Here is a 24,057-nt window from a genome sequence, read left to right as displayed (position 1 = left end):
GTATAACACGCGGACTTTTCAGGTGCATCCCTCCGGACTGTCCGATTTGCAGGCAACCGTCCGACATATCTATTGGCACGGATCATAATTTTCCCATGGATAACGGTAACCAACACGCACAGCTTATTGCTGCGCGCGGTCATATAAGCCATGAGGAAATCATGATGAACGCCTATCAATTTCGCTGTTTAAGATTTGCTGTGATGATTTGTATTTTGTGTGTACTGATTATTTTCGCATTAGCAGGTTGCAAGCCAGCCAGCGATGCAGGTGCTGCACCAATCAAGCAACCTAATACCGTCACGCAACAAGGCAGCTACCATACACTATTGGTTGGTGACTACCAGGGTACGATAGCTATTGCAGACATGTTATCGCGTGGCAATTTTGGACTTGGTACTTATGCCGACCTAGATGGCGAGATGATCTTACTGGACGGTCAGTTTTATCAAGCTGATGAGCGCGGACAAGTTAAGCAGCCGTTGCTAACTACAACCACACCTTTTGCGACCGTATGTTTTTTCACACCAGAGCATGCCAGCCCCATCACCGATCCAATCCGCCTTATTGATATGGAGATTGAATTGCTTCGTGTTCGTTTGGATGCAGATAAACTGTACGCGATTAAAATCAAAGGCGATTTTGGCGAAGTACAATACCGCTCCTTTCCTAAGCAATCGCCACCATATAAGCCGTTTACACAAGTTGAAACTTTTGAGACACGTTTCACGCAACGCAATGTTTCCGGCACGCTCGTCGGTTTTTATTATCCTGCATGGTATGGAGATCTTAACGCGGACAACTTTCATTTCCACTGGATTAGTGACGATAAAAAAAGTGGTGGCCATGTGATTGATGCGGCGATTACGCAAGGCTCAATCGAGTTTTGTGATATGGATCAGCTACTGGTGATGAATCCATCGCCTGGTTTTAAGCGTGATGATGTTGTTCCCGTTAATGAAGCCGAGGAAATGTCTCGTGCGAGTGAGGTTATACACGAGCCACTTAATACCCCATCACAAGCATCAGCCGTAGCACCAACAGATGATATCAAAGATGAACCTCCCAGGCCGGGCGAGCCTTATCCAATCCCACCGCGCCCTGAACCACCACTTCCTCCGAAACCCGAGCCAACTGAAGATAAATCAACTGAAGGTGCAACTGGGCTATCACATCTTGAATAGCATCTATGTATGAACTGATAAGGCCGAATGATGACGTCTCCCCAATTATCATCGATGGCAACGCACTTCGGCAAGCGCGGTTACTTCGTTCTCATATTGTGGAGTTTATCCTTGGTGTGTAATGTCATCGCATTGTCGGTGCCATTCATGGAGATCCACGTTTTTCTAAAGCCTGAGGAGGTTTATAGCTTGCCCAATTCTGTACGTTTGATGTGGCAAGCCAAGTTATATGTGGTTGCGGGTTTGATTCTTGGTTTTTCGATTATCTTCCCGTTTGTCAAGCTTACTTTGATCGCGATCATTTGGTTTGTGATTCATCATCCGATTCGTCGGCGGCGCATGATTGAAATACTCGAGCAACTCGGCAAATGGTCAATGCTCGATATTTTTGTAGTTTGTATTATCCTTGTGCTAACCAATGATCAATTTTTTATCAGCTCGAAGATACGCTTTGGTGTTTATTTTTTCTTAGCTGCGATTTTCATCAGTATGTTCACATCCCTCATCATTAAACATATGAATGAGGCGATTGAAGGAATCGATCATGGTGAGCTACTCCGCCCATCAGATGCGTATTCACTTATGATGAAGAGTGGCTGGCGAAATTTGCTTATCCCCACGGTCTGGCTAGTTTCTGCGATCTCGCTTGGCGCACTAATTGCCGCTCCGTTCATCAAAATCGAAGGTTTCATGTTTAATCAGCATGCCTTCAATATCTATACAACTGCGGCAACACTTTGGGATGCGGATGCGCCTGTGCTTTCTGTTTTTATTTTTCTTGTGCTAATTATTTGGCCTATCACTAGCTTGCTTTTGTTGCTTGTGGTTTGGTTGGGTTGGTTTTCGCCCAAAGGGCACCGCCGTGTTGATGCGATATTGAGCGCGGTAGCAAGCTGGTCTATGTTGGATGTGTTTGGCCTTGCGCTTTTGGTTTTCTTGCTCGAAGGCAAGCGTCTCATCTACACCAAAGCACAGTCTGGCCTGTTTCTTCTATGTGGTGTGATTGCGATCATGATCTTCACATTCTGGTTTGTCAGTGGCATTCGGAAAACGCACAAACATAAAAAACAGCATTAGGCATGTTACATTTATCGCGCAAAGAAGCAGCCCCGCGCACGACATGCGGGACTGCCTAATGGTTTAGTAACTTCAGCGTATGAAAAATTATCTGATCGAAGCAGTTGGTGGCTGCACATTGCCAGTCTTCACGAAGAAGTCACGCAGCTGCATCATTTCAATTTGACCATTACGTAGCTTGCAATCCATCAAGTGACCGCCATGACGCTTATCATCTTGAATGAAGTGGAAGGTGTACCGTTTGAAGTTGAGGTCGCCAAAGAACGGTGGGAAGTAGAAGCCAACGAGCGTTCCCTTCACATTGTCATTTTCATAGACGTGTTCTTTTTTGACAGCTTCGTTATATGGCACGTAATTCTGTGTCAGACTCAAGCAACGATACCGCACGGTATCAAACGTACCTGTGATCTTGATTGCGCTGATGTGTTCTGGATTTACGACTTGCGCATCCATCAACTTTTCAAGATCTGCATAGCTGATCTGATTTGCGATCGGCCAAGTACGATCTGGCGTGAAGTGGCACATGGTCATGAACGGTGTGCCGACATTTGGAGCCGGTGTCGACAGTTCATCCGCGACGCATGCTTGATAGATTTCGCCGTCAAGCATGATCAGTTCACCGTTCAAATTTTCAGTCACACCAATGCCGAAGTTGCCGTACTGTGGCAGTTCAGCAACAGTGCCTTGCTGTTGATAAGCGCCGATCATCAACGCTTGTGCGGTACCGATTTGATTCGAGGTTCCCGGGTTGACCGACTTCACTTTCTTGGTTGTTTCGCAGCCTATTAAGCCGGCAACAACGACGGCACCCATCGTCATAAGTACATGTCTGTTCATTTTGCTTGTCCCCTGAGGAAAAAGGTTTCATTGTGCTGGGAGGTTACTTCGCCCATGTCACCTATTACGTCGGCCGTGAAAGCGAGCGAATAAAGTAGCGCAGGGAAAATGCAACGATGGTGTAGGGTCGCCCATCAACTTATCAGTAGTTCAAATAATAAGATTTGTATTGTGACATCTATAGATGTGAAGATTTGATTGTTACCACGGATACTCGCGTTTGATGTTGTCAGGCTTTGGCCGATTATTCGATGTGCGGTAAGCATCGTAGCCCGGCTTGCGGTATGGAAAGACCGGCGCAATATCATATCGGCGTGTTTCCTTCCTATAACAGCCCACCATCGGCGTTATCATACAAGCCAGCAAACTCAACACGATCAGATAAGAAATCACACGCAGCATGAAATACCCCTTAACATGCAGATGAAATCGTAGATAACGCGATTGTAACATTGAGCGGGTGTCGCGCGTCGCACTTTTGACAAGTAAGCGTGCGATGGATGCAAAATTGCGATAATTGATACTTCAGCATTGATCTACAGCCTGACTTTCATCATCATGTGCATACTCAATCACAAAGCACACGGAGCGAAACATGAATTGTCCAAAATGCGAGTCTGGGATGGAAGCTGTTACGGTTGATGAAGTCGAAGTGGATCGTTGCACATCATGTGCAGGGATTTGGCTTGATGCACTTGAGTTCGATAAGCTCAAGGAAACCAAAGATGCAGATACGCTTGATACCGGCAATGCCTCGACCGGTAACATCCACAATACGGAACGCAATATTAAATGTCCCAAGTGCAAAACCTTGATGGTTGCGATGTCGTTCCATGACCAACCACATATTCAATATGAAATGTGTTCAACTTGCGGTGGTATATATCTTGATGCAGGCGAGTTCAAAGATGCGGTAACCGTCACACTCAGTGAACAGCTCCGCGGCATTTGGAGAGGTTGAATCTTCACTCCCTCCTCTGCCGATCAAAGTTTTGTTTACACTAGCTATTTATATGATCATGTTGTGACATGACTGATTCGCAAGCACCATCTAAAACCAATCTTTATGCTCTGGACCACAGCTGCATTGTTCGCACGATTCGGCAAATTCAGAAGCGCATCGATACTTCTCTGCCTGGCCGAAACATCAGCGGTGTTGCGCACGAACTTCAGCAACTAGCAACCCAGGCTGCCGGTGATGCGCGGAAGATATCTCGCCCGAATATCACACTTCGGCTTGTAAATATTCTGCTCGTCGTGTCGTTGCTTTCGTTGATTGGATATGTCAGTACGAACCTGAATTTTTCTGCTTCTGCACCGGGTTGGGAAGTGCTTGAGGGTTCAGAAGCTGCAATCAGTAGTATTGTCTATGTTGGTATTGCTATCATCTTTTTCGTGACTCTCGAGTCGCGCATTAAGCGGCAACGCATCCTCAAAAAGCTCCATCAACTTCGTGTGCTTGCTCACATCATCGATATGCACCAACTTGCTAAGGACCCGGAGCATTTTCTATACCACCAATTTGAGCTGGATACGCGCGATCCCAACAACCTGACGCCATACATGCTCGGCCGATACCTTGACTACTGCAGCGAATTGCTTTCCATGATTGGGAAGATCGCGGTGCTGCACGCCCAGTATTCTCAAGACACAGTTGTGTTGGATGCAGTCAATGAGATCGAAACCCTGACCACCGGCTTATCTCGAAAGATCTGGCAGAAAATTATGATCCTCGATCAGATCGTCAGTAAGCAACAGCCTGCCCATTCATCATCAATTACTCAACCATAGTAAACGATTGAACTTCACGAAATGAACTTGGTTCATTGAGGTGATTCCAGAATAATGCCTGTCCCCCCCCTGCCCTATAGCTACTCGAGATTTCCGCCGAGTTTGGCGACCAGCTCATCAAACTGATCCACCGAATAGAATTCAATACTCAGCGTACCTGCCCCTTTTTTTCGGCCGGGACGGATTTTAATTTTTGTTGAAAGCTGCTCCGACAGATGCTTTTCAAGATCAGCCATCTGCGCCGACCGCCGCGCCTTGGCGGTTTCTTTGGTGTCATCAGCTTGCGGTTTTGGGGCGCCGGCCGCGAGCTTTCTGACAGCCGCTTCCATTTGTCTGACCGACCAGGCCTCCTTGATCGCTTGCCGTGCGAGCGCGATCTGTGAGGCTTCATCCATCAAGCCGGCTAATGCTCGAGCTTGACCCATTGAAAGTGCCCCCGCCCTGATGAGCGTGCGCACGTCATCGCATAAGCTCAGTAATCTCAAGTGGTTAGATATCGTAGGTCGCTCTACACCAACTCGGTCCGCGACTTGTTCATGGCTTAAGTCGAAGGTGTCTGCCAGCCTCTTGAAAGCTTCAGCCCGCTCGATCGGATTCAGATCCTCTCGCTGCAGGTTCTCGATCAATGCCAGCTCTGCCAGTTGTTTTTCATCCAGCTCCCGTACGAATCCGGGGATCGTTTCAAGCCCCGCAAGCTTGGATGCCCGCCATCGGCGTTCGCCAGCAACCAGTTCATATGCCGCCTCACCATCTACGGCACCATCGATTTTCCGAACCATGATGGGCTGGATTAATCCATCCCGCTTGATCGATTCCGATAATCCTTTCAGAGCGGTTTCATCAAAATCCTGCCGTGGCTGATGGCGGTTGGGTACGATTGCAGAGACCGGCAAGTATTGCATACCCGATTCTTTTGCGGCTTGTGTATCCATGTTGGTAGCAGTTTGATTGCCCTGCTCTGCGACTGTTTCCGCAAGCTCTGTGCTTGATTGTTCGGCTTCTGAGGTAGCGATGTTGGAATCGGTTCCACGTGAAACATCGTTCGTCGGGGCAATATCTGCTGGGCTTTCGGCGGTATCCGTCTGAACCTCAACTGCTGCAGGTTTGACTACTGCTGTTGCTGCTTCATGGGGAGTTTCATCGGCCGTTGGAGGTGCTGTTTCAACCTGGACGGGTTTGGACATCAGGCTGCTCAGCCCCCTACCCAATCTGGATGCGCGTTTCTTGGTCGACATGATCGTCTCCTAAGCGGGTCGAATGGATGCTTCAGATTCACTTGCGGCCCCAAACGAGCCCACGTGATTGTTCGCCAGTTTAACAAAGCGATCTCGAGAATGACAAATGTTTCACGTGGAACATGCCTTATCCACACGTTCTATTGGTCGCGGCTAGCTTTACTGGCATGTGAAATTGAAGACAGAGGCGATATTGGGATGAGTAAATCATTCTTATTCAGTCGGGTGGTGATTAGTGGTATATGCCTTCCCCTCATAGTTAATTAGTAAGCCCACTCCAATGAACAATGATCATTTCCGTTTCGCCATGTTCCACGTGGAACACTCAACTCTTGAAGCCGATGGATATATGTGATCACGGATCATTCCGATAAAGATCGGCCTCCTAGTACTGGCTGTAACGTCCGTTCATTGTTACACGCTGAATCACCTCTCACATATGTTGTCAGGATGGGGTGTTGTAGCGGATTGTTTGGGTGAGACAGCGCAGCTCAACGGTTAGCTATGTAATTGCAGTTACTTACGATCCGCAATCTTCGTCTTGATCCCTTGAGAATAACCGTTGCAAACCCTCGGATCTCTATGAAGCTGCCCTGCAGTTATCACCGATAGGTCTAATAGGGTGCAGGTAGGCACCTGCAATCCACGTGGAGTGATCATGAAGCCCGACGATTCCAATGCTGCCCCAAAGCCAGCCGCGGCTCATAGCAGTAGCGAAGCAGCCCAAGTTCTGATGCATCTTCAAAACCTTGAAGAGCAGTTGGCAGTTGTGCGCGAAGGGCTTGCCCATTCTCATCGTCTGGTGACACTTGGCACGATTTCCTCAGTCATCGCACATGAGTTCAACAATATTCTTACCCCGATGATCAGCTACTCGCAGATGGCGTTGGCAAATCCTGACGACACTGAATTCATGAAGAAAGCGCTCGGCCGCACGCTGGATAGCAGCAAGCGTGCCGCGGAGATCATCAGCTCGCTTCTGAATTTTGCCCGCGAGGAAGATCAGGCTTCTCATATTGCAAACATCAAAGATGCAATTGATGGTGCACTTGCTTGCTTGGCTCGTGAGCCGAAGAAAGACGGGATTCATCTTGAGGTTGATGTTGATGCGGAACTTTATGCTGCGATCTCCCCGGTTCATCTTCAGCAGGTGTTGCTCAATCTAATTTTGAATGCACGCAAAGTTTTGCTGCAAAGTGGCGGCACCATTACCATTCGCACGTCTAGCGAAGATGACCGTGTCCGTCTGGCGATTACAGATACTGGACCGGGTGTGCCGGAGGATATCCGCGAAACTTTGTTTGATCCCTTTGTGACACGCAGCACGACAACTAGCGATGAGGCGCCAAAGGGAACTGGGCTTGGGCTACATATCTGTCGGCAGCTTATCGAAGAAGCTGGCGGCACCATTACCTTTACTCTGGGGCAGGGGGCCGAAAAAGCACAAACCGTTTTGGGATCAGAGTTTACGATTAATATTCGCGCTGCGTCACCACTCATAGCTGAAGAACACTCCACTCCAACCGCAGCTGGTTATAAGCAAGCATCCTAGACTTCTCTCTTTGTTCTCTGTTTTCCATCTAAGCACGGAATAGAGATTTGCCACAGGCATACTCTCAAGGTTTTGCTCCCTATCCACAGGCCAGCCAGTATAATGATCCCGATTGTGATGGGATGCTCGGGCGGAGCAGGTTATGTGACATCTGTTATGAATGATCAGCGCAAGCATCGCCACGCGCTCGATTCTTTGCTCTAACCTGACGCGTATCTGCGGGAGTTCTCATGTTGAAATCGATCTGTCTTTGCCTGTCTCTTTTGGCCACGACATTCCTCACTGCATGTGGTGGTTCCTCCGCTCCCGATGAAGGCCTTACTTACCTCTCGACCGCTCCGCACAGTTTTTTAGATCCACAACGAATGAGTTGGCTACATGACCTTCGTCTCGCGAAGAACATGTATGAACCGCTGGTTACTTATGATTTCACCACCTTTACTATTAAGCCCGCCGTTGCTGAATCATGGTCTGTTTCTGACGACGACATGACCTACACATTTAAAATCCGCAGCGATGCCAAATGGTCCAACGGCGAGTTGGTCACATCACATGATTTTGCCTATGCGTGGATGCGTGCTTTGCTCCCCGACCAAGTCGCCTCCTACGTTGAATTGTTCTACCCCATCAAGGGGGCGAAAGCGTTTTACGATTGGCGAACCGATAAGCTTTCTCAATTCGTCAAAGACAATCCCTCCGGCAATCAAGAAGCTGCAGATAAGCTTTGGCAAGAAACCCTCGATCACTTCAAGCAAAATGTTGGAATTGCAACGCCCGATGATCGCACGGTCATCGTGACTCTCGGTAAGCCCACGCCGTATTTTCTTGAGCTAGCCGCATTCATCACCTACTCCCCGGTGAACAAGCTATCTGTCGAAGCAGTCTCGACAATCAATGCGAATACAGCAGCCTATACCACGAACTCAACTTATTGGTCCGATGCTAAAAAAATCCTGAACAATGGTCCGTACTTTTTGAAAGAGCGTAAGTTCAAGCAATACATCCATCTTGCGGCCAATCCGCATTACTGGAACCGTGCGAACATGAAGAACACCGCGCTGATCGAACGCATCGTTGGTGATCCGCAAACGGCGTTTCGTATCTACGAAGACCCACGTGAGAAGATCGACATGTGGCTTGATGTTCCGACCTCTGGCTCACTTGCTGGGCATCTGATCAATGAGAAACGTCCTGATGCGCATGTCATGACCGCAGCCGGCACGTATTTCTATAACTACAACTGCCAACCCAAACTTCCATCTGGTGAGGACAATCCGCTTGCCGATGCGCGTGTGCGTCGCGCTTTTTCGATGGCGATTGATCGGCAATATATCGTTGACCGTGTGACGCAGCTCCACGAACCGATCGCCAAGACCTATATTCCGCCTGGCGTCATCAAAGGATATAAATCACCGATCGAAGCAGGGGTGACGTTCAATCCTGAGCAAGCTAAGAAACTACTCGCAGAAGCAGGCTATCCCAACGGTGAAAACTTCCCTTCACTCACACTTCTCTACAACACCGGCTCTTTTCACGAAGGCACGGCACAAGCGGTAATTAAGATGTGGGAGAACAATCTTGGTATCAATGTGAAGCTGCAAGGTTTGGAAGTGAAAGTTTTCGGTGATAAGCTTCGGCGTAGAGACTTCGACATTGCACGTGCTGCTTGGTACGGCGATTACCCCGACCCGACAACTTTCCTGAACAAGATGTCAGATACATCTAACAACAACGATGCCGGTTGGATTAACAAGGAATATAATGATCTGCTGGATCAGGCAGCAAATACCTCCGATCAGACTGAGCGTATGCGGCTATTCAATAAGGCTGAAACGATTCTTCTTGAAGAGCAACCCATGGCACTGATCTATCAGCCGATCCAACTTCGTCTTTATGATGCAGACAGGGTGAAGGGGTTAAGCCAGCAAGACAACCCATGGAACGATTGGCAGCTTCAGTTTGTGGAAGAGGTGAAGAAGTAAACATGTGCAAAGATTGATGTATTAAACAAGATCATGAAACACACAGATAACCGCCGGGCAACCGGCGGCTTTTTCTTGCGCGCTCTTAACCGTATGCCCTTTCCCCGGGGGGATGATCGGCCTAGGATACATTTGTGCAAACACACTGAAGACTTATATGGAGAACCGTCATGTCCGCAAAAAACATCCTCGTCTTAGCTGGTGATTTTGTTGAAGATTACGAAATCATGGTGCCGTTTCAAATGCTGTTGATGGTAGGGCACAACGTGCATGTGGTGTGCCCGGAAAAGAAATCTGGCGATACGATTCGTACCGCGATCCATGATTTTGAAGGCGATCAAACTTACACGGAGAAGCCGGGTCATAACTTTGCACTCAACGCCACGTTCGCAGATGTTGATCCTGACAAATACGAGGCGCTAGTGATAGCTGGCGGGCGGGCCCCGGAATATATCCGTTTGAATGATCGTGTGATTGAGATCGTGAAGCACTTTGCGGAGAAAGATAAACCGGTTGCAGCGATTTGCCATGGGATCCAGGTACTTACCGCGGCGGATGTTGTGCAGGGCCGATCGCTTACCGCGTACCCTGCGGTAAAGCCGGAGGTGGTGATGGCGGGTGGCGTGTTTGTGGATGTGCCGATTGATGGTGTGCATGTGGATGGCAATTGGGTGACAGCGCCGGCGTGGCCTGCGCATCCGGCTTGGATCAGCGCGTTTCTGAAAGTGCTGGGAACAGAGATCAGTGTCTAATCGATAGATAGATTCTGTTTGAGTGGCGAATTGGATGGGCATTTACATGAAGTTGCATTTATGGTGCAGTGTGCTGCTTGTGATGATGTGGGTGTGTGGTTGTACATCTACCGGGCATGTTGAAGTCAAGCAGGACAAACAAGCGGATCGTTTATTTCACCAAGATCCACGCTGGTTGGGTGGTGATGCGGCGTTGACGGTGCCGTTGGGGAACGAGCGTGTGCTGTGGCTGTTCGGTGATTCGCTTGTGGTTGCGTCAGATGAACAGGACCGTGGTGATGCGGGGATGGTGCGGAATTCGATTGCAGTACAGGAAGGGTTGAATCCGCGAGAAGCAGAGATGTGGTTTGTTTGGCAGGAGATGGCGGGAGAAAAACCGAAATCGTTTTTTGTGCGGGATGAGGATGGGGAAGCGAAGTGGTATTGGCCGGGTGGCGGCTATCGTGTGCCAGATGGACCATTAATTGTATTTTTGCTCAGCATGGGAAGGACAGGGAAGGGTGGCATGTGGGGATTTGAGGTGGAGGGATATGCGGTAGCGGTCATCGCGAATCCGGATGACAAGCCGGCGAAGTGGGAGGTGGTGATTCATGATGGTGGGGGTGTTGAAACGGGTTACTGTCCTGCGTCTGCGGTTGTGGTTCAGGGAGATTATCTGATTGGGTTGGCGATACGGCCGAAGGGTAAACATGCGGGGGCGCTGGTTCGGTACCAGATCGAGGATTTAATTGCGGGGCGGCTTGATCGTGCGGCATGGTGGATGGGGGATGAACGTGGATGGATAGCGGAATCGGAGCTTCATAGGGAGGACCCTTTGATGGTGATGGATGATGCATCGCCGGAGAATTCGCTGCACTATGATGCAAAAGCAAAACAGTATGTGCATGTGGCGACTTATGGTTTTGGTCGGACAAGTTTTGGTGTGCGGACAGCGCCGAAGGTGACTGGCCCGTGGTCCAAGCCACAGATGATTTATACACCTGAGGAAGGTGGGGAGAAAAATATCTTTGTGTATGCGGGCAAGGCGCATCCGGAGTTGGTGACGGATGAAGCTGATGATGTGTATCTGACTTATGCCACGAACAGTTTTGATTTTTGGGAGCTGTTTAATGATGAGTATAAGGGATGGCTGTACTACCCAAGATTTTTGATCATGCGATCAAATCATCAAGAGTAATGTCAGACAGATCCTTTGCGATCCAATCGGCACCGGCGGCGGTGAGGTCGGATGATGTGAAGGAGGTGGTGAGGCCGAGTACTTTGCAGCTCGCTGCTTTGCCGGCTTGGACACCGGCGACGGCGTCTTCGACAATAAGGCAGTTTTCGTAGGGTTCGTCAAGACCGTCGGCAGCGAGGATGAAGCATTCAGGATTGGGTTTGTGTTGAGTGACACATGAACCGGTGATGATGGTTTGGAAGTCGTCCCAATCGAAGCCAATTTGTTTGAGGTTGGCTTCGACTTTGATTCGGTCGGCGGAAGAAGCGACAGCGACTTTGAGGTTGCGGTCTTTGGCGGCGCGGATGAAGTCGATGGAGCCGGGTAGGGGAGTGAGCTTGTTTTGGATGAGGTTGATGTAGTTGGTGTAGGTTTGTTGCTTGTCGCGATCAAGGTTGAGGATGACGTTGTATTTTTCGGCAACGCCGCCGATGAATCGCGCTTCGCCGGTGCCGGTAAAAGGGAGGAAGTCTTCGGGCTGGACGGTGGTGTTGTGATTTTGTTTGAACATGAGGGATGCAGCGGCGATGATGAAGGGTTCGCTATCGCAGAGTACGCCGTCCATGTCGAAGATGATGGCTTTGAGATTCATGGAATGATGTTAGCAGGGAGTTGGTGGGAGGGCGAGTGGAGGGGGGATCGCAGATAAGGAAGAGAAGAAGAACCACAGAGAGCGCAGAGGATGAAGACCGACGACCAAGTTTGGTCGCGGCTATTTAGAAGAGCGGTTTCTGTCTAATCGACGGTTAGATAATATCTGATTGCACTTCCGGGGGGTTAGGGTTTTTCAATGAGGTTGAGCAGGCGGAGTGTTTCGGAGATGGACCATGCTTGGGCGGGGCAGCCGACGGGTTTGTGCGAGTCGGGTGCGGAGGCATCTGGGATGGATTCGGCCTGGAAGATTTCGTGGAGTTGGCCGACGCCGTTTTGGGTGAGGCGGTCGAGTAGAGGTTCGATGATGGCGAAGGCTTCGCGGCGGCATTTTTTAGAGAACTTGCCGGTGCGAAGGACGGCTTCGGCAAAGGTGCCGATGGGCCACGGCCAGATGGTGCCTTGGTGGTAGGCTTTATCGCGGTTGAATTGATCGCCGATGTAGTGAGGTTCAAAACGAGGATCATCTTCGGCAAGCGTACGCATGCCAAGTGGGGTGAGGAGTTTTTGTCGGGCGGTTTCGATGATGGCTTTGCGTTTGGTAAGAGGGAGGGGCGAGTGTTCGAGAGAACAGGCGAAGAGCATGTTGGGTCGGATGGCAGGATCTTTTTGGAGGTTGCCATGCTCATCAATATAGATGACATCGTAGAGGGCGTTGGTGTCTGAGTTCCAGAAGGTTGTGATGAAGTTTTTCTTTACGAGTTTGGCAAGTTTGCTATAGGCAGTCGCATGTTCAGGTTTGTTGGCTTTGCGGAGTGAGACGCTGAGGAGGGTGAGGCAGTGGAACCAGAGTGCAGAGATTTCGACGGCTTTACCGTAGCGGGGGGTGAAAGCGATGTCGTTGCATTTGGCGTCCATCCATGTGAGTTGTGTGTTGGGATCACCCGCAGAGATAAGGCCGTCGACGGTCATGTGAATGTTGTAGTCGGTGCCGTGCTGATAGGCTTCGATGATTTTGATGCAAGCTTCTGAGAGCCAAGATTGCCAGGCGTCTTGATCGTTTGATGCGTGGAGGTAGGCGTGTGCGGCGTGGATGAACCAGAGCGATGCGTCAACGGTGTTATAGTGCGCGGCGGAGTCGTCGTAGTCATCGAAGCGGTTTGGGATGAGTCCGTTTTGGATGGCGGCGGCAAAGGTTTGGAGTGTGGATTTTGCTTCGGTGAGTCTGCCGGTGGTGAGCATGAGGCCGGGAAGTGCGATGAAGGTATCGCGTCCCCAGTCAGCAAACCAAGGGTAGCCAGCAATGATGGTGGAGAGGGCACGGTTGTGGACGGTGCGCTGGACGATGAAATCATCGGAAGCGATGGAGAATTGTTGATGGAGTTGGTGGATGGTTTTGGGTGAGCGGTTTAGGAGATCGGTTTTGTCGTGATCGTTTTGGAGTTTAGTGAGAATAGGACTGAGGTGTTTGATACGTTGTGTAGGGAACGGTTCGGGTTCGGCGGGTTGGTCGCCGAGGGCGAGGGTGATGTGAAGGGTAAGCGCATTTTCTTGGGTGGGTGAGAAAATGTCTTTGGTGAGTGGGATGTTGAATCGGCCGGGGATGAAGTAATCTTCGCGGTCGTCTTGTCCGCGGTATTGTTCGATGGGGTAGAAGATGTTGTACCACCAGTCAGGTGCTGGTTGGAAGCGCCCGAGGCTGGATTGGAGTGTGGCGGTGGTGTTTGCACGGGAGATGCGAAGGATGTTGTTATCGTGTTGGAAGGTGGGTTGATCGGGGGTGTCGTGTTTGAGCAATTCGTGGAAATCGCGGAGAAGGGTCATTGGGGAGAGATAGAGTGTGGCAGATTTGTATTGATCGGGATCGAGATTCCAGATGCGGTAGGTGAGTGTGGCGGCTTGCTGTTTCCAGTGGAGATTGAGAGCGCGCTGGAAACGGAGGGTTTCGTATGCGTAGGTCCAGGTGACGGTAAGGCCGCGCTCGAAGGATTCGAGCATGAGTGCGCCTTGGGGCGCATAGGTTGTGGCGGTGTTGGTGCTGTTACGGAAAGCGCAGGTGGTGAGCTCAATGTCTTGGTCGGCATCATTGGGTTTGTGGAGTTGGAGTTGTTCGAAGAGCTGGGGGATGAGTATTTGGCGTTCAACAGGGGGATGTTTTGTGGCACAGAGGAGGCTGTGATAACGGCGGGTGTTGCAACCGATGACGGTGCCGGAGGCAAAGGCGCCGGTGCCGTTAGTGAGAAGCCATTCCTGCTCGGCCATGTGTTGGACGTTGTCTTGTTGTGTGAACCTGTGTGTGATCCAGTCGTTTGTCGTCTTGGACATTATCTGCTCGCTTGTTGTACCAATCCTATATCGCAAGTCTGCACACAGGAAAGCAGACGCACACCGATACCTTTATCGGCAAATAGAGGCGGGGGCTAGAAGTGGAGAGGGAGAAAAGAGAGGGAAGACAAGATCCCATCCACAGAGCGAATGGGCTTGGGAAAATGGGAAGGCTTTCACACATGGAACGTGTGGGCTTGAGAAAAGCGGCGGCTTAGTCGAGGGAGATACGGGGATCGACGTAGGCGTAGGCGATGTCAACGGCGAGGTTGAAAAAGACGAGCATGGTGGCGTAGGTGAGGACGACTGCGAGGATGAGGAATTGATCTTTGTTGAGGACGGCGTTGACGAAGTGTTCGCCCATGCCGGGGAGATTGAAGACTTTTTCGATGACGAATGAGCCGGTCATGACGGAGGCGGTGGCGGGTCCGAGGTAGGAGACGACGGGGAGATAGGCGACTTTGAGTGCGTGTTTGAAGAGGGCTTTGTTGCGAGAGAGGCCTTTGGCGCGGGCGGTGCGGACGAAATCTGAGTTCATGACGTCGGCGAGGCCGAGGCGGACGAGTCTGGCGATGTAGGCAGAAGGCATGAGCCCGAGTGTGATGGCGGGGAGGATGAGTTGGTCGAGGTGGCCCCATCCGCCGGTGGGAAAGAGTCCGAGCATGGTGGCGAAGAGGACGAGGAAGAGTGAGCCTGTGACGAAGTTGGGAAGGGAGACTCCGACGAGGGTCATGGCCATAGAGGAGAAGTCGAGGAAGGAGCCGGGTTTGAGAGCGCCGAGGATGCCGGCGAGTGTGCCTAGGAAGATGGCGACAACCATGGCGGCAGCACCGATCTGAATAGAGACGGGGAGAGAAGACGAGATGATGGAGGAGACACGTTGGTCTTGGTAGTAGAGGGACGGGCCGAAGTCGGCTTTTGTGAAGACGTTGGTGAGGTAGGACTTACAGAAAGCCCAAGGGGAGTGGAGGTTGTATTCACGTTTCATGGCTTCGACGACCTCGGCGGGAGGGCGTTTGCCTTCGGGATTGTCGAGGGGATTGCCGGGGACGATCCAAACGAGGGTGAAGGTGACGATGAAGACGATGGCCAAGATGACCGGGAGCTGAAGCAGTCTGTAAACGATGAGTCGGAGCATGGTGCCTCTTGGGGTGGTGGCGCGACGGTGAAATCAATCGTGTTAAGCGAAGGTTGAACCCCAGTACCAATTGAAGCCAAGTGGTGTGCTGGGCTTCGCGGCTAATCAGGCCGAGAAGATTGTAACCGGGGGGGCGCGGAGCGACCAGCGTGAAGTAAGGGGCGTATTTATTGTTTGGTATGTTAAGTGACGGCGCGCACAGGGTGGTGGTGAATCTATAGAAAGTGTAGGGAAGGTTGGTAGGGGGACTGGTTTTGTTGCTGATTCATAAAGGATTTAAAGCGTATTCCGTGTGAGGCGGGATTTCTGTGCGCACATACGACGAGAATCGTGCCAATCATGCGAGCGTTTGAATGAAAGGGGGATGGAGAAAGAGGGTAACCTGTTTAAGGTTAGAGGTTTGGAGTTTGCATGGGGTTTTGTCTGGAGGACGTGCATTTGAATCGTAATCTGAATCACCAAGATATAAGGGGTCTGAATGAAACGCACGAGAGTGATCTTGCGGCGCGTTTTTCGCGTGGTGATCGGTGGGATGCCCATGGGGAATTGGTTTTGCGGAAAGGATGTGGGCGAGATTATGCAGCATTGGGGCGATTTCATTACCGAGCGCATCGGCCAGCGTGCATGACGCGTGTGTTGGTGCTTGAGTACGCAGGTGCACGGCAAGATCGAGCTGGTTATTCGATCGTGGCAGATAAGAAACAGCAGGTGCAGGCAAAGTGTGACGTTGTGGCGGATGGACAGATTGTTGGAGTTCTGGTGGAGAGCTTGCCGGCACTATCCAGCAAAGCGCGAGATTATGCGTTGGATAAGCGTTATAGCGGGAGTGGGTTGACGGCGCGGGAGGGCGTGCGACTGTTGAACGGTGAAGTGCGGTGCATCAGTCGGGTGGTGGTGCATCCGCAATGGCGTGGGTTGGGTTTGGCAGTGTGGTTGGTGAGGGAGGCACTTGCGACAGCGACGACGCGGTTTACGGAGTCGTTGGCTGTGATGGGTCATGTGAATCCATTCTTTGAGCGTGCGGGAATGCGGGTTTATGCGAGAGGAGAGCATGAGCCGGATGCGCGGTTGAAGGCAGCGATGAGTCGCGTGGGGATTGATGCGGGGATGGTGTCGCGGATTGAAGTTTGTGCGCGATGGATTATGGAAATGGATGAAGCTGAACGAGCGTGGCTACTTAGAGAAATTTGGCGATGGAGTTCGCTTTACATGCGGCGATATGGATGTGAAAAGAAGATGGCTGCGATGGCTTGGGGTGGTGATGAGCAAATGAATGAACTTTGTTCGCGTCTCGTGTTGATGCGTGAGCGGCTGTTCTTCGAGCCAATGTATTATTTATGGTCGAGAGAATGGGCATGAGTTTGGACCGAAAACAGGTTGGTGGAAAGATTGTGGGTAGGTTGTGTGAAGATGGGGCGTGATGAGTCATATCGGGGTGCGGATTGTGTTGTAAGTGTTTTGTCATAAGTTGGTTGCAGCTAGTGACTGCGTCGTGTCAGCCACTTTGGATTGAGTCATTGACGGTCAGTGGTGACTGTGTTTGAATGAAGTATACCTAACAAAATACGAACTTTTAGCGATAGTGAGGTAAGAACATGATCCAGCGATTTGGAGAAATGAGCGGAGTGACAGCCATGGATGCTGAACGGCGGGGCGAGGTTCGTGATGATGTCGAGGGATTGTTGGAGATGGCGCGACACTTACCGAGACGGGAACGATTGTTGGTCGAGCAGGTGGTGCGTCACGGGAGCAGTGTGACAGAGGCGGCTGAGATTTTTGGGGAGCGTGAGCCGGTTGTGCGGAGACGATTCAAGCGGTTGTGCGCGCGGGTGCGTGAGGCTGAGTTTGTGATGTTGACTGAGATGCGAGAACGGGTGCCGGCGGAATTGGTACGGACGGGTGACGAGGTGTTTGTGGCTGGGAAAAGTTTGCGCAGCGCGGCGGCGGCGATGGGGGTGACTTTACATCGGGTGCGACGGGATGTGGCAGAAATTCGAGCGCTTGTGCGGGGGTTGGGGTTGGGCTTGTCGCCACGCGGTGGACTGAGTGAACGGCGGGTAGGGCCTGGGGAAGCGGCGAGGCTTGGTATAGGGCGGCTTGATCACGCTCATCGTGGGCGACGGTATATGTGAGAAAGATGTATTGGTAATTGATGGTTAACGATTGATGTAAACCGGAGGCAGCGATGATTAAAAAGATGATTGAGATTACGATTGGTAAACGGGTTTGTACGTTGGCCGAGCCGAGTGATCATGTGTTACGTGTGGCGGCGATGTTTGGTTTAGGGGTGGATGAAACACGTGAAGAGGTGGTGTTGCCGCGGACCCGTGTACGGCTCGGGGGAGGGGAGGTGGTGTATGTGACGGGGGCGAGTGGGAGTGGTAAGTCGACGATTCTGAAGTTGTTAAAGCAGCGGTTGGAGGTGCGCGAGGATGTGCGGGTGATTGATTTCGAGGGGGGGGATTTGGAGGGGGACTTGCCGGTGGTAGATCAGTTTGGTGAGGAGCGGCTGAGCGATGTGTTGCGGTGGCTTAGTGTATCCGGATTGAATGATGCGTTTGTGATGCTGCGTAAGCCGAAAGAGTTGAGTGATGGGCAGCGATATCGATTGCGATTGGCGAAGGCGATTTGCGAGGCAGAAGTATTAAGCAGGGAAGAAGTTGAGGATCACTTGGTGGTGGTGATGGCGGATGAGTTTGGGGCGACGTTGGATCGACTGACAGCGAAAGTGATTGCGCGGAATATTGGCAAGTATGTGCGGAGTGAGCAGGGGAGGCGGCTGTGCTTTATGGCGGCAACGACGCACGACGATTTGTTGGAGGCGTTTGAAGCGAATGTGTTGGTAGAAAAGGGGCTCGGTGGAGAGGTGAGTATGTATGAGAAGGATCGACTCATGGCTTGCCAATGAATGATGTCAAAGTGGGTTTAGTAGTTAAATAGATGGATGGAGAAAGAAGAGATGGATGATCTTGTAGAGATTGATTTAGCTGCACTTGTCGCGCACCCGATGAACTGCAATGAATTGGTGGGGGAGCGGTATGAGAAATTAAAGGGACATGTTGAACGGACAGGGCGGTATCCGCCGATTATTGTTCGCCCACTGAAGGAGGATGGGCAGGACGTATGTGAGGAATATGAAATTCTTGATGGGCATCATCGTGTACAGGTGTTGCGAGATTTAGATGAGCGGGTGGCGCTATGTGTGGTGTGGGAAGTGGATGATGATGAAGCGATGATGTTGCTTGCAACATTGAATCGGTTGGTGGGTGAGGACGATGTGAAGAAGCGGGGTGAGCTGCTAGCGATATTGCGGGAGCGATCAGATGGTAATCTTGATGTGTTTGCGAAGTTGGTTCCTGAGGGAAGAGAACGACTGGAAAAGCTGTTGGATGTGGCGCGGGGTGAGGTGAAGGTACGCGCATCCAGAGCGGCAGCGGATCTTCCGGTGAGCGTGCATTTCTTTCTGAAGCAAGAGGAGAAGGCACTGTTAGATAAACGGCTTAATGAGATTGGTGGAGCAAGAGAGGAAGCGCTCATGAAGCTGGTTGTATGTGGTGATGACTGAACCAATGGATGTTTGAATGTGAGGGTGAGATGTCGAAACAAATTGGTAAGACGACGGGGCGACGGTTGGTGGAAGACATGCTTGATGCGAAGCATGATCTTAAGGCGTTGGCGGAACGGTATCGGTTACGTGTGGATGATCTTTCGGAATGGGCGGCGGAGCAGGAGAACGCGCAGACGCTGGCGGGGTTGTGTTATCTCGCGGATATGCAGACGCAGCTCATGTTATCGCGGTTTCGATTATTGGCGGCTGATCGTTTGGTGAGATTGGCATCAGGAGAGGATGAAAATGCTTCGGCGGAAGTGTCGCGGAAGGCGTGTGTGGATTTACTCAAGCTAGATCTGAAGCGGGCAGAAGGAAAAGTTGTGCTTAAGAGTGATACAGGTGGAGAAGAAACCGCGGTAGATGCAGGAGAGCTTCGTGGCTTGCTGTACGGCGCTGCAGATAGTGAAGCATAGTGTGGCTTGCTGATGTGATCATTGGTTTAATCGATGGATAGGAGTTGGATAGGTGGCGCAGGAGGTGAAAGCGAATGAGTGATGTGATGAAGGTGCTATCTGGGGTGCGCCCGCGCGATGAAGGAGAACTGCATCTGTTTGTGAAACGGGTATTGGGATTAAATGTTCCACGGGAAGCGATGGAGGAAGGCAGCAGTTCGCCGTTTGCGTATTTAGTTTGGGCGTTCTTTGAAGGTGTCTTGCCTGCCTCTGAAAGTGTGCAACAGGAAATTTACGATGATGATCGACGTATAGTAGATCATGAGGCAGATGATACGAGCAAGGAGAGTGTTGATGCTGTTGTGTGGGCGAATCGGGGTGGGGGGAAGACGCTGCTTGGTGCGGTAGCGACGTTGATGGACATGCTGTTTAAGCCGGGGATACAGGTGCGGATTTTGGGTGGGTCGTTAGAACAGTCAGGCCGGATGTATGAGCATTTATTGGGATTGTTGGAGCGGCCAATGTTGCGCGGTGTGGTGAAAGGGGAGCCAACGCAGCGGAAGATTGAGATGGTGAATGGAAGTCGGGTGGAGATTCTATCGCAAAGCCAGCGATCAGTACGTGGGGTACGGGTGCATAAATTACGATGCGATGAAGTGGAGGAGTTTGAGAAGGAGATATGGGAGGCTGCCCAGTTGGTAACCAAGTCAGGATGGTGTGGCGATGTGTGGGTACGGGGGAGCATTGAGGCGATGTCGACGATGCATCGGGCGGGGGGATTGATGAGCGAACTTCTTCGGCAGGGACGAGAGGTGTTTCGTTGGAATGCGATGGATGTGATTGAGAAGTGTGAAGAAAATCGTGGTTGTGACACATGTTGTTTGCAGAAAGATTGTGCAGGAAGGGCAAAGGCAGCAAGCGGATTTGTGCGGGTGGATGATTTGGTGAGTCAGTGGAAGCGGACAAGCAGGGGGGTGTGGGATAGTGAGATGATGTGCCGAGGGGTAAAAGTGAGTGATCTGGTGTACCCACAGTTTAAGCGGGATGTGCATGTGCGCGAGATGGTTGGTGGGGGTACTAAGCTTGTGATTGGCGGGATGGATTTTGGGATGAGAAGCCCAACGGTAGTTGTGCTTGCACAGGTGGTAGAGGCATCTAATCATGAGATAGGCGAAGAGCAAAAGCGCGTTGTGTATGTTGTTGCGGAGCACGTGGAAGGTGGAAAGCGGCTAGAAGAACATGCGAAAAAGATCGGCGGGATGTGTGAGTGGCATGGATTGAATCGACCAAAGTGGTTGGGCGTTGATCCTGCAGGGCAGGCGCGGAATCTGCATACAGGGGAGAGTGATGTAGCGATGTTACGGAAGATGGGCTATGAGATACGCGCGAAGCGGAGCGGTTTACGAGAAGGGATTGAATTGGTACGAAAGATGATGGACCACGGTGAGTTGATCATCCATCCACGGTGTGAGCAATTAATTGAAGGGCTGGAGCGGTATCATTTTGATGCGCGCCATGAAGGCAGGCAGGAGCCAGTAAAAGACGGCGCGGATCATGTATGCGATGCATTAAGATACATGCTAATTAATATGGCGAATGAACGTCAGGGGGGTGGTGTGGTTATGGGCCGATATTTGTGATGTGATAAATTGAAGAAGTGTTAGATTGTCGGGAATGTTTAGCTTGCGTGGAGGGTTGGACCGATCCTAGGGGTTGTGTGATTGTGGGTGTATGATTACGCGGCTAAGCTCGGATGCTGCGGGGATGAAAGGTTGCTTGTGCATTATCTGATGTTCCTAGCGATATGTTTTGTGTGGGGATTGAGTTTTGTGCTGATGAAGTACGGGCGGGTGGTGTTTGGTGCGCTGACGGTGGGGGGTGTGCGGCTGTTTGGGGGGGCAGTGTTTCTAGGGTTGTTGTGGTTAGTAATGAGGCGAGGCAATCAAAAGCATTTAGGTGCATTTGGAAGGATGGTTCGGAAAGATAGATGGGCAGTATTGGTGCCTGCGTTTGTGGGGATGGCGTGGCCGTTCTCGATGCAGCCATATTTGATTGGGAAATATGACAATAGCGCGTTCTTTGGGATGATGGTTTGTTTGACGCCATTGATTACGATTCTGGTGAGCGTGCCGATGTTGGGAGTATGGCCGAAGGTGAGGGAATTGATCGGTGTGATTGGTGGGTTGATTGGAGTGTGGATGTTGTTTGGGGATGCGGTGGAGCGGTCTATCTCATGGCTAGATTTTATATGGGCGGTGAGTGTGCCGTTGAGCTATGCGGTAAGCAACGTGTTTGTGAAGCGGCGGTTGGGAAGTGTGCCATCGGTTTTATTGGCGATGAGTGCGTTGGGTTTGGGGGCGCTAGTGGTTTTGCCGATTGGTTTAGGGGGAGAGGTGATTGAGGACGCGAGTTGGGGCGGAATCAGCTTTGCTCTGGGATGTGTGGTGTTTTTAGGTGTGATTGGTACGGGACTGTCAATGTGGTGGTTTTATGTCTTGATTGGGGCGAGGGGGCCGCTGTTTGCCGGAATGGTGACGTATGTTGTGTGCAGCTTTGCGGTGTTTTGGGGATGGGTGGATGGGGAGGCGGTGACATGGCGGCAGATGGTGGCATTAGGGGTTATTTTAGGGATGACTGCGTTAGTGCAATGGCCTTCGCAGAAGCCCCGTCTCAGGGAGTCTGTGATTGCGTGATTAAAGGTATATCGTCATCACTACCGTGTTGGTCTAATCAGCGCTTAGTTTGGTATTGACGGAATCAATTTTATCTTGCATGGATTGTGGTCGGTCGGTGCGAGTGCCGAGCTTGATGGTGGTGGTGATGCGGGGAGCGCCCATGTCGTGGATGGTTTGATGGCATTCTTTGATCGCAGTCATGACGGTATCCCAGTCGCCTTCAATGTTTGTGCCGTAGGCATGCATGGTGTGGGCTAGGTTGTGTTTATGGAGTATGGTTTGGCAAGCGGCGACATATTTGGAGACCGAAACACCAACGCCTATAGGGACGACGCAAAGATCGATGATGACGTGCATGATGTACCCTTTCATAAATGAAAAAGATTGGTCTGGATGCACGTTATTGTATGTGTTCAGAGACTGGATTTACCAGTTTGCTTCGGCGAGAGAGTGCACGCCAGCGAGGGTGGGTTTGGAGAAGTTGAGGTCGGCAACATCGTGGTTTTCAGCAAAGGTGACGTAGAGGCCACGGGTTGATTGAGATAGGTCGATTTGTGGACCGGCGGGGACGGATTCTGATCCAGCGATTTCTTCGGGATCGGGGATGATCTGAATCATGGGACGACAAGGGTCGTGTTTATTATGATCGATGACGACGGCATGTCGGTCATCAGAGAGCTTGACGATAGAGCCAGGAGCATAGGGGGGAACAACGTCGAGGAGTGCGGTAAGCACTTGAGGATCGAATTTTTCGGAGAGTGGGAGCGAGGTCATCGCGCGGAGGACGAAGACGGTAGGTTGTTCGGGCATGCGGTTTGGATTCTTGAGGCGATCAAATTGTTCCGCAACGGCGGCGATGCGTGCGAAAACATGGATGTTGTTGCCGGAAAGTTGGGGGAAGTCTGCGCCGGCGTAGCCCGAACCATCAAAGCGTTGATGATGATTGAGCACGACAGTGGCAGCAGAAGGGTCGACTTTGCCGCGAACCATTCGGAAGCCGAGCGCGGGGTGTTCTTGCCATGCAGGATCGGTTTCGTCTTCGGTGTAGTCATAGGCATTGCGGACATCGGCAGCGAGTTGGGTGATGCCAATGTCGTGGAGCATGGTACCAAGGCCGAGGTTGGTGAATTCTTTAGCACGGGCGGGATTGACGTGTTTGCGCTGCTTGACGAGATAACCTTCGAGTTTGATGGCCATGAGGCAAGCAAGGTAGGTGGTAGAAGATGCGTGCTGCATGAGTGCGTCGTTGGAATCGCAGAGTTTGCCGAGATAGAGAGAGGTCGTCGGATTGGAGATGATGGAGTCGACGAGGCTGGCTACAGAGGAGAGATAAGTGTCGTAGTTCATTTTTGCGGCAGCTTGAGTCTGTAGCCGTTCAAATGTGTCGGTGATGGAGGTGACCAGATGATGGTGGGTTTGGAGTCGGGTGTTGTCGATGAATTTATCGAGGAAATCGAGAGCAGGGTAACGAACCCAGAGTTGTTTGACGCCAACAGCGGTAAGTTTGTTAATGATTGAAGGAGAGAGGGTGAAGCCGGCTTTGAGGAGCGTGCGTGCGGGGATTTCTGGATTTTGAACAGGCAGGGCTAGAGACATGCCTTCACGCGCGTTGGCCAGATCGATTCGCAGCATATGAAACTCGCTCCCAAAAATGAATGCAGCCTGCGGTTGTTCGGGGGGCTTTGCCCGGAATGTTGTTG

23 protein-coding genes are annotated in these 24,057 nt (G+C 51.2%); 15 read left to right on the top strand and 8 right to left on the bottom strand.

The window, feature by feature from the left end; genetic code table 11:
- Positions 1-203: 203 nt before the first annotated feature.
- Both ACQ6WK_RS15950 and ACQ6WK_RS15945 read left to right on the top strand, forming a co-directional pair.
- Positions 204-1,184 (top strand): acetolactate decarboxylase, encoded by a 981-nt coding sequence (locus ACQ6WK_RS15950; RefSeq protein ID WP_432798384.1) that lies wholly within the window; start codon positions 204-206, stop codon positions 1,182-1,184.
- A 27-nt stretch (positions 1,185-1,211) separates the two neighbouring features.
- Positions 1,212-2,261, top strand: a complete 1,050-nt coding sequence (locus tag ACQ6WK_RS15945) for a paraquat-inducible protein A (RefSeq protein WP_432798383.1) — start codon at positions 1,212-1,214, stop codon at positions 2,259-2,261.
- Between the two features lie 87 nt (positions 2,262-2,348).
- Here the strand turns inward: ACQ6WK_RS15945 and ACQ6WK_RS15940 are convergent, their stop codons facing one another.
- A complete protein-coding gene (locus ACQ6WK_RS15940) occupies positions 2,349-3,098 on the bottom strand; it encodes an acetolactate decarboxylase (RefSeq protein WP_432798382.1) in 750 nt (249 codons plus the stop codon).
- Positions 3,099-3,299: 201 nt separating this feature from the next.
- Entirely contained in the window at positions 3,300-3,500 is a 201-nt protein-coding gene (locus tag ACQ6WK_RS15935) for a hypothetical protein (RefSeq protein WP_432798381.1), read from the bottom strand.
- A gap of 193 nt (positions 3,501-3,693) precedes the next feature.
- Between ACQ6WK_RS15935 and ACQ6WK_RS15930 the strand changes: the two genes are divergently transcribed.
- On the top strand, positions 3,694-4,059 hold the full coding sequence (locus ACQ6WK_RS15930; protein ID WP_432798380.1) for a zf-TFIIB domain-containing protein: 366 nt from the start codon (positions 3,694-3,696) through the stop codon (positions 4,057-4,059).
- 68 nt (positions 4,060-4,127) lie between these two features.
- Positions 4,128-4,889 carry a hypothetical protein gene (locus ACQ6WK_RS15925; protein WP_432798379.1) on the top strand — a complete coding sequence of 254 codons (762 nt, stop codon included), beginning with the start codon at positions 4,128-4,130 and terminating at the stop codon, positions 4,887-4,889.
- Positions 4,890-4,969: 80 nt separating this feature from the next.
- Here ACQ6WK_RS15925 and ACQ6WK_RS15920 read toward each other — a convergent pair whose 3' ends face one another.
- Positions 4,970-6,124, bottom strand: a complete 1,155-nt coding sequence (locus ACQ6WK_RS15920; RefSeq protein WP_432798378.1) for a ParB/RepB/Spo0J family partition protein — start codon at positions 6,122-6,124, stop codon at positions 4,970-4,972.
- A 658-nt stretch (positions 6,125-6,782) separates the two neighbouring features.
- Between ACQ6WK_RS15920 and ACQ6WK_RS15915 the strand changes: the two genes are divergently transcribed.
- The 4 genes from ACQ6WK_RS15915 to ACQ6WK_RS15900 all read left to right on the top strand — a co-directional run bounded on the left by ACQ6WK_RS15915 (position 6,783) and on the right by ACQ6WK_RS15900 (position 11,587).
- On the top strand, positions 6,783-7,676 hold the full coding sequence (locus ACQ6WK_RS15915; RefSeq protein ID WP_432798377.1) for a sensor histidine kinase: 894 nt from the start codon (positions 6,783-6,785) through the stop codon (positions 7,674-7,676).
- Positions 7,677-7,906: 230 nt separating this feature from the next.
- The gene (locus tag ACQ6WK_RS15910; protein ID WP_432798376.1) at positions 7,907-9,658 is read left to right on the top strand and encodes a peptide ABC transporter substrate-binding protein; all 1,752 of its coding nucleotides are present in this window, start codon (positions 7,907-7,909) and stop codon (positions 9,656-9,658) included.
- Positions 9,659-9,828: 170 nt separating this feature from the next.
- On the top strand, positions 9,829-10,410 hold the full coding sequence (locus tag ACQ6WK_RS15905; RefSeq protein ID WP_432798375.1) for a DJ-1/PfpI family protein: 582 nt from the start codon (positions 9,829-9,831) through the stop codon (positions 10,408-10,410).
- Between the two features lie 46 nt (positions 10,411-10,456).
- On the top strand, positions 10,457-11,587 hold the full coding sequence (locus tag ACQ6WK_RS15900) for a DUF4185 domain-containing protein (RefSeq protein ID WP_432798374.1): 1,131 nt from the start codon (positions 10,457-10,459) through the stop codon (positions 11,585-11,587).
- Here the strand turns inward: ACQ6WK_RS15900 and ACQ6WK_RS15895 are convergent.
- The 3 genes from ACQ6WK_RS15895 to ACQ6WK_RS15885 all read right to left on the bottom strand — a co-directional run bounded on the left by ACQ6WK_RS15895 (position 11,562) and on the right by ACQ6WK_RS15885 (position 15,680).
- Complete coding sequence (locus ACQ6WK_RS15895) at positions 11,562-12,218, bottom strand: HAD family hydrolase (protein ID WP_432798373.1); 657 nt, start codon at positions 12,216-12,218, stop codon at positions 11,562-11,564. The genes ACQ6WK_RS15900 and ACQ6WK_RS15895 overlap by 26 nt on opposite strands.
- Before the next feature lie 185 nt (positions 12,219-12,403).
- Positions 12,404-14,542, bottom strand: a complete 2,139-nt coding sequence (locus ACQ6WK_RS15890) for an amylo-alpha-1,6-glucosidase (RefSeq protein ID WP_432798372.1) — start codon at positions 14,540-14,542, stop codon at positions 12,404-12,406.
- Positions 14,543-14,756: 214 nt separating this feature from the next.
- Positions 14,757-15,680 carry an ABC transporter permease gene (locus ACQ6WK_RS15885; RefSeq protein ID WP_432798371.1) on the bottom strand — a complete coding sequence of 308 codons (924 nt, stop codon included), beginning with the start codon at positions 15,678-15,680 and terminating at the stop codon, positions 14,757-14,759.
- A gap of 438 nt (positions 15,681-16,118) precedes the next feature.
- Here ACQ6WK_RS15885 and ACQ6WK_RS15880 point away from each other — a divergent pair, with 438 nt between their 5' ends.
- The 7 genes from ACQ6WK_RS15880 (at position 16,119) to ACQ6WK_RS15850 (ending at position 22,375) form a co-directional block, all read left to right on the top strand.
- Positions 16,119-17,039 carry a hypothetical protein gene (locus ACQ6WK_RS15880; RefSeq protein WP_432798370.1) on the top strand — a complete coding sequence of 307 codons (921 nt, stop codon included), beginning with the start codon at positions 16,119-16,121 and terminating at the stop codon, positions 17,037-17,039.
- A 236-nt stretch (positions 17,040-17,275) separates the two neighbouring features.
- Positions 17,276-17,812: a hypothetical protein gene (locus ACQ6WK_RS15875; protein ID WP_432798369.1), complete on the top strand. Its 537-nt coding sequence runs from the start codon at positions 17,276-17,278 to the stop codon at positions 17,810-17,812.
- 53 nt (positions 17,813-17,865) lie between these two features.
- On the top strand, positions 17,866-18,588 hold the full coding sequence (locus ACQ6WK_RS15870; RefSeq protein ID WP_432798368.1) for an ATP-binding cassette domain-containing protein: 723 nt from the start codon (positions 17,866-17,868) through the stop codon (positions 18,586-18,588).
- Positions 18,589-18,639: 51 nt separating this feature from the next.
- The gene (locus ACQ6WK_RS15865) at positions 18,640-19,245 is read left to right on the top strand and encodes a ParB N-terminal domain-containing protein (protein WP_432798367.1); all 606 of its coding nucleotides are present in this window, start codon (positions 18,640-18,642) and stop codon (positions 19,243-19,245) included.
- Positions 19,246-19,274: 29 nt separating this feature from the next.
- Complete coding sequence (locus ACQ6WK_RS15860) at positions 19,275-19,703, top strand: hypothetical protein (protein ID WP_432798366.1); 429 nt, start codon at positions 19,275-19,277, stop codon at positions 19,701-19,703.
- A 74-nt stretch (positions 19,704-19,777) separates the two neighbouring features.
- Positions 19,778-21,322, top strand: coding sequence for a hypothetical protein (locus ACQ6WK_RS15855; RefSeq protein ID WP_432798365.1), 1,545 nt, complete (start codon positions 19,778-19,780; stop codon positions 21,320-21,322).
- 150 nt (positions 21,323-21,472) lie between these two features.
- Positions 21,473-22,375, top strand: coding sequence for a DMT family transporter (locus tag ACQ6WK_RS15850; protein ID WP_432798364.1), 903 nt, complete (start codon positions 21,473-21,475; stop codon positions 22,373-22,375).
- A 33-nt stretch (positions 22,376-22,408) separates the two neighbouring features.
- Here ACQ6WK_RS15850 and ACQ6WK_RS15845 read toward each other — a convergent pair whose 3' ends face one another.
- Both ACQ6WK_RS15845 and ACQ6WK_RS15840 read right to left on the bottom strand, forming a co-directional pair.
- The gene (locus ACQ6WK_RS15845) at positions 22,409-22,714 is read right to left on the bottom strand and encodes an MTH1187 family thiamine-binding protein (RefSeq protein WP_432798363.1); all 306 of its coding nucleotides are present in this window, start codon (positions 22,712-22,714) and stop codon (positions 22,409-22,411) included.
- A 69-nt stretch (positions 22,715-22,783) separates the two neighbouring features.
- Positions 22,784-23,989 (bottom strand): HD-GYP domain-containing protein, encoded by a 1,206-nt coding sequence (locus ACQ6WK_RS15840; protein WP_432798362.1) that lies wholly within the window; start codon positions 23,987-23,989, stop codon positions 22,784-22,786.
- Positions 23,990-24,057 lie beyond the last annotated feature (68 nt).

Origin of the sequence: Poriferisphaera sp. WC338 (assembly GCF_050931845.1) — a bacterium.
Classification (GTDB): domain Bacteria; phylum Planctomycetota; class Phycisphaerae; order Phycisphaerales; family Phycisphaeraceae; genus Poriferisphaera.
Note: the sequence above shows the minus strand (reverse complement) of the source record. Positions and strands in the feature narration are given on the sequence as shown.

Coding starts and splice junctions, on each gene's coding strand:
- ACQ6WK_RS15845 (WP_432798363.1), bottom strand. CDS start 22,714: ATGCACGTCATCATCGATCTTTGCGTCGTCCCTATAGGCGTTGGTGTT.
- ACQ6WK_RS15910 (WP_432798376.1), top strand. CDS start 7,907: ATGTTGAAATCGATCTGTCTTTGCCTGTCTCTTTTGGCCACGACATTC.
- ACQ6WK_RS15930 (WP_432798380.1), top strand. CDS start 3,694: ATGAATTGTCCAAAATGCGAGTCTGGGATGGAAGCTGTTACGGTTGAT.
- ACQ6WK_RS15945 (WP_432798383.1), top strand. CDS start 1,212: ATGATGACGTCTCCCCAATTATCATCGATGGCAACGCACTTCGGCAAG.
- ACQ6WK_RS15885 (WP_432798371.1), bottom strand. CDS start 15,680: ATGCTCCGACTCATCGTTTACAGACTGCTTCAGCTCCCGGTCATCTTG.
- ACQ6WK_RS15925 (WP_432798379.1), top strand. CDS start 4,128: ATGACTGATTCGCAAGCACCATCTAAAACCAATCTTTATGCTCTGGAC.
- ACQ6WK_RS15950 (WP_432798384.1), top strand. CDS start 204: ATGATTTGTATTTTGTGTGTACTGATTATTTTCGCATTAGCAGGTTGC.
- ACQ6WK_RS15870 (WP_432798368.1), top strand. CDS start 17,866: ATGATTAAAAAGATGATTGAGATTACGATTGGTAAACGGGTTTGTACG.
- ACQ6WK_RS15860 (WP_432798366.1), top strand. CDS start 19,275: ATGTCGAAACAAATTGGTAAGACGACGGGGCGACGGTTGGTGGAAGAC.
- ACQ6WK_RS15940 (WP_432798382.1), bottom strand. CDS start 3,098: ATGAACAGACATGTACTTATGACGATGGGTGCCGTCGTTGTTGCCGGC.
- ACQ6WK_RS15890 (WP_432798372.1), bottom strand. CDS start 14,542: ATGTCCAAGACGACAAACGACTGGATCACACACAGGTTCACACAACAA.
- ACQ6WK_RS15875 (WP_432798369.1), top strand. CDS start 17,276: ATGATCCAGCGATTTGGAGAAATGAGCGGAGTGACAGCCATGGATGCT.
- ACQ6WK_RS15920 (WP_432798378.1), bottom strand. CDS start 6,124: ATGTCGACCAAGAAACGCGCATCCAGATTGGGTAGGGGGCTGAGCAGC.
- ACQ6WK_RS15900 (WP_432798374.1), top strand. CDS start 10,457: ATGAAGTTGCATTTATGGTGCAGTGTGCTGCTTGTGATGATGTGGGTG.
- ACQ6WK_RS15855 (WP_432798365.1), top strand. CDS start 19,778: ATGAGTGATGTGATGAAGGTGCTATCTGGGGTGCGCCCGCGCGATGAA.
- ACQ6WK_RS15935 (WP_432798381.1), bottom strand. CDS start 3,500: ATGCTGCGTGTGATTTCTTATCTGATCGTGTTGAGTTTGCTGGCTTGT.
- ACQ6WK_RS15915 (WP_432798377.1), top strand. CDS start 6,783: ATGAAGCCCGACGATTCCAATGCTGCCCCAAAGCCAGCCGCGGCTCAT.
- ACQ6WK_RS15895 (WP_432798373.1), bottom strand. CDS start 12,218: ATGAATCTCAAAGCCATCATCTTCGACATGGACGGCGTACTCTGCGAT.
- ACQ6WK_RS15865 (WP_432798367.1), top strand. CDS start 18,640: ATGGATGATCTTGTAGAGATTGATTTAGCTGCACTTGTCGCGCACCCG.
- ACQ6WK_RS15905 (WP_432798375.1), top strand. CDS start 9,829: ATGTCCGCAAAAAACATCCTCGTCTTAGCTGGTGATTTTGTTGAAGAT.
- ACQ6WK_RS15850 (WP_432798364.1), top strand. CDS start 21,473: ATGTTCCTAGCGATATGTTTTGTGTGGGGATTGAGTTTTGTGCTGATG.
- ACQ6WK_RS15840 (WP_432798362.1), bottom strand. CDS start 23,989: ATGCTGCGAATCGATCTGGCCAACGCGCGTGAAGGCATGTCTCTAGCC.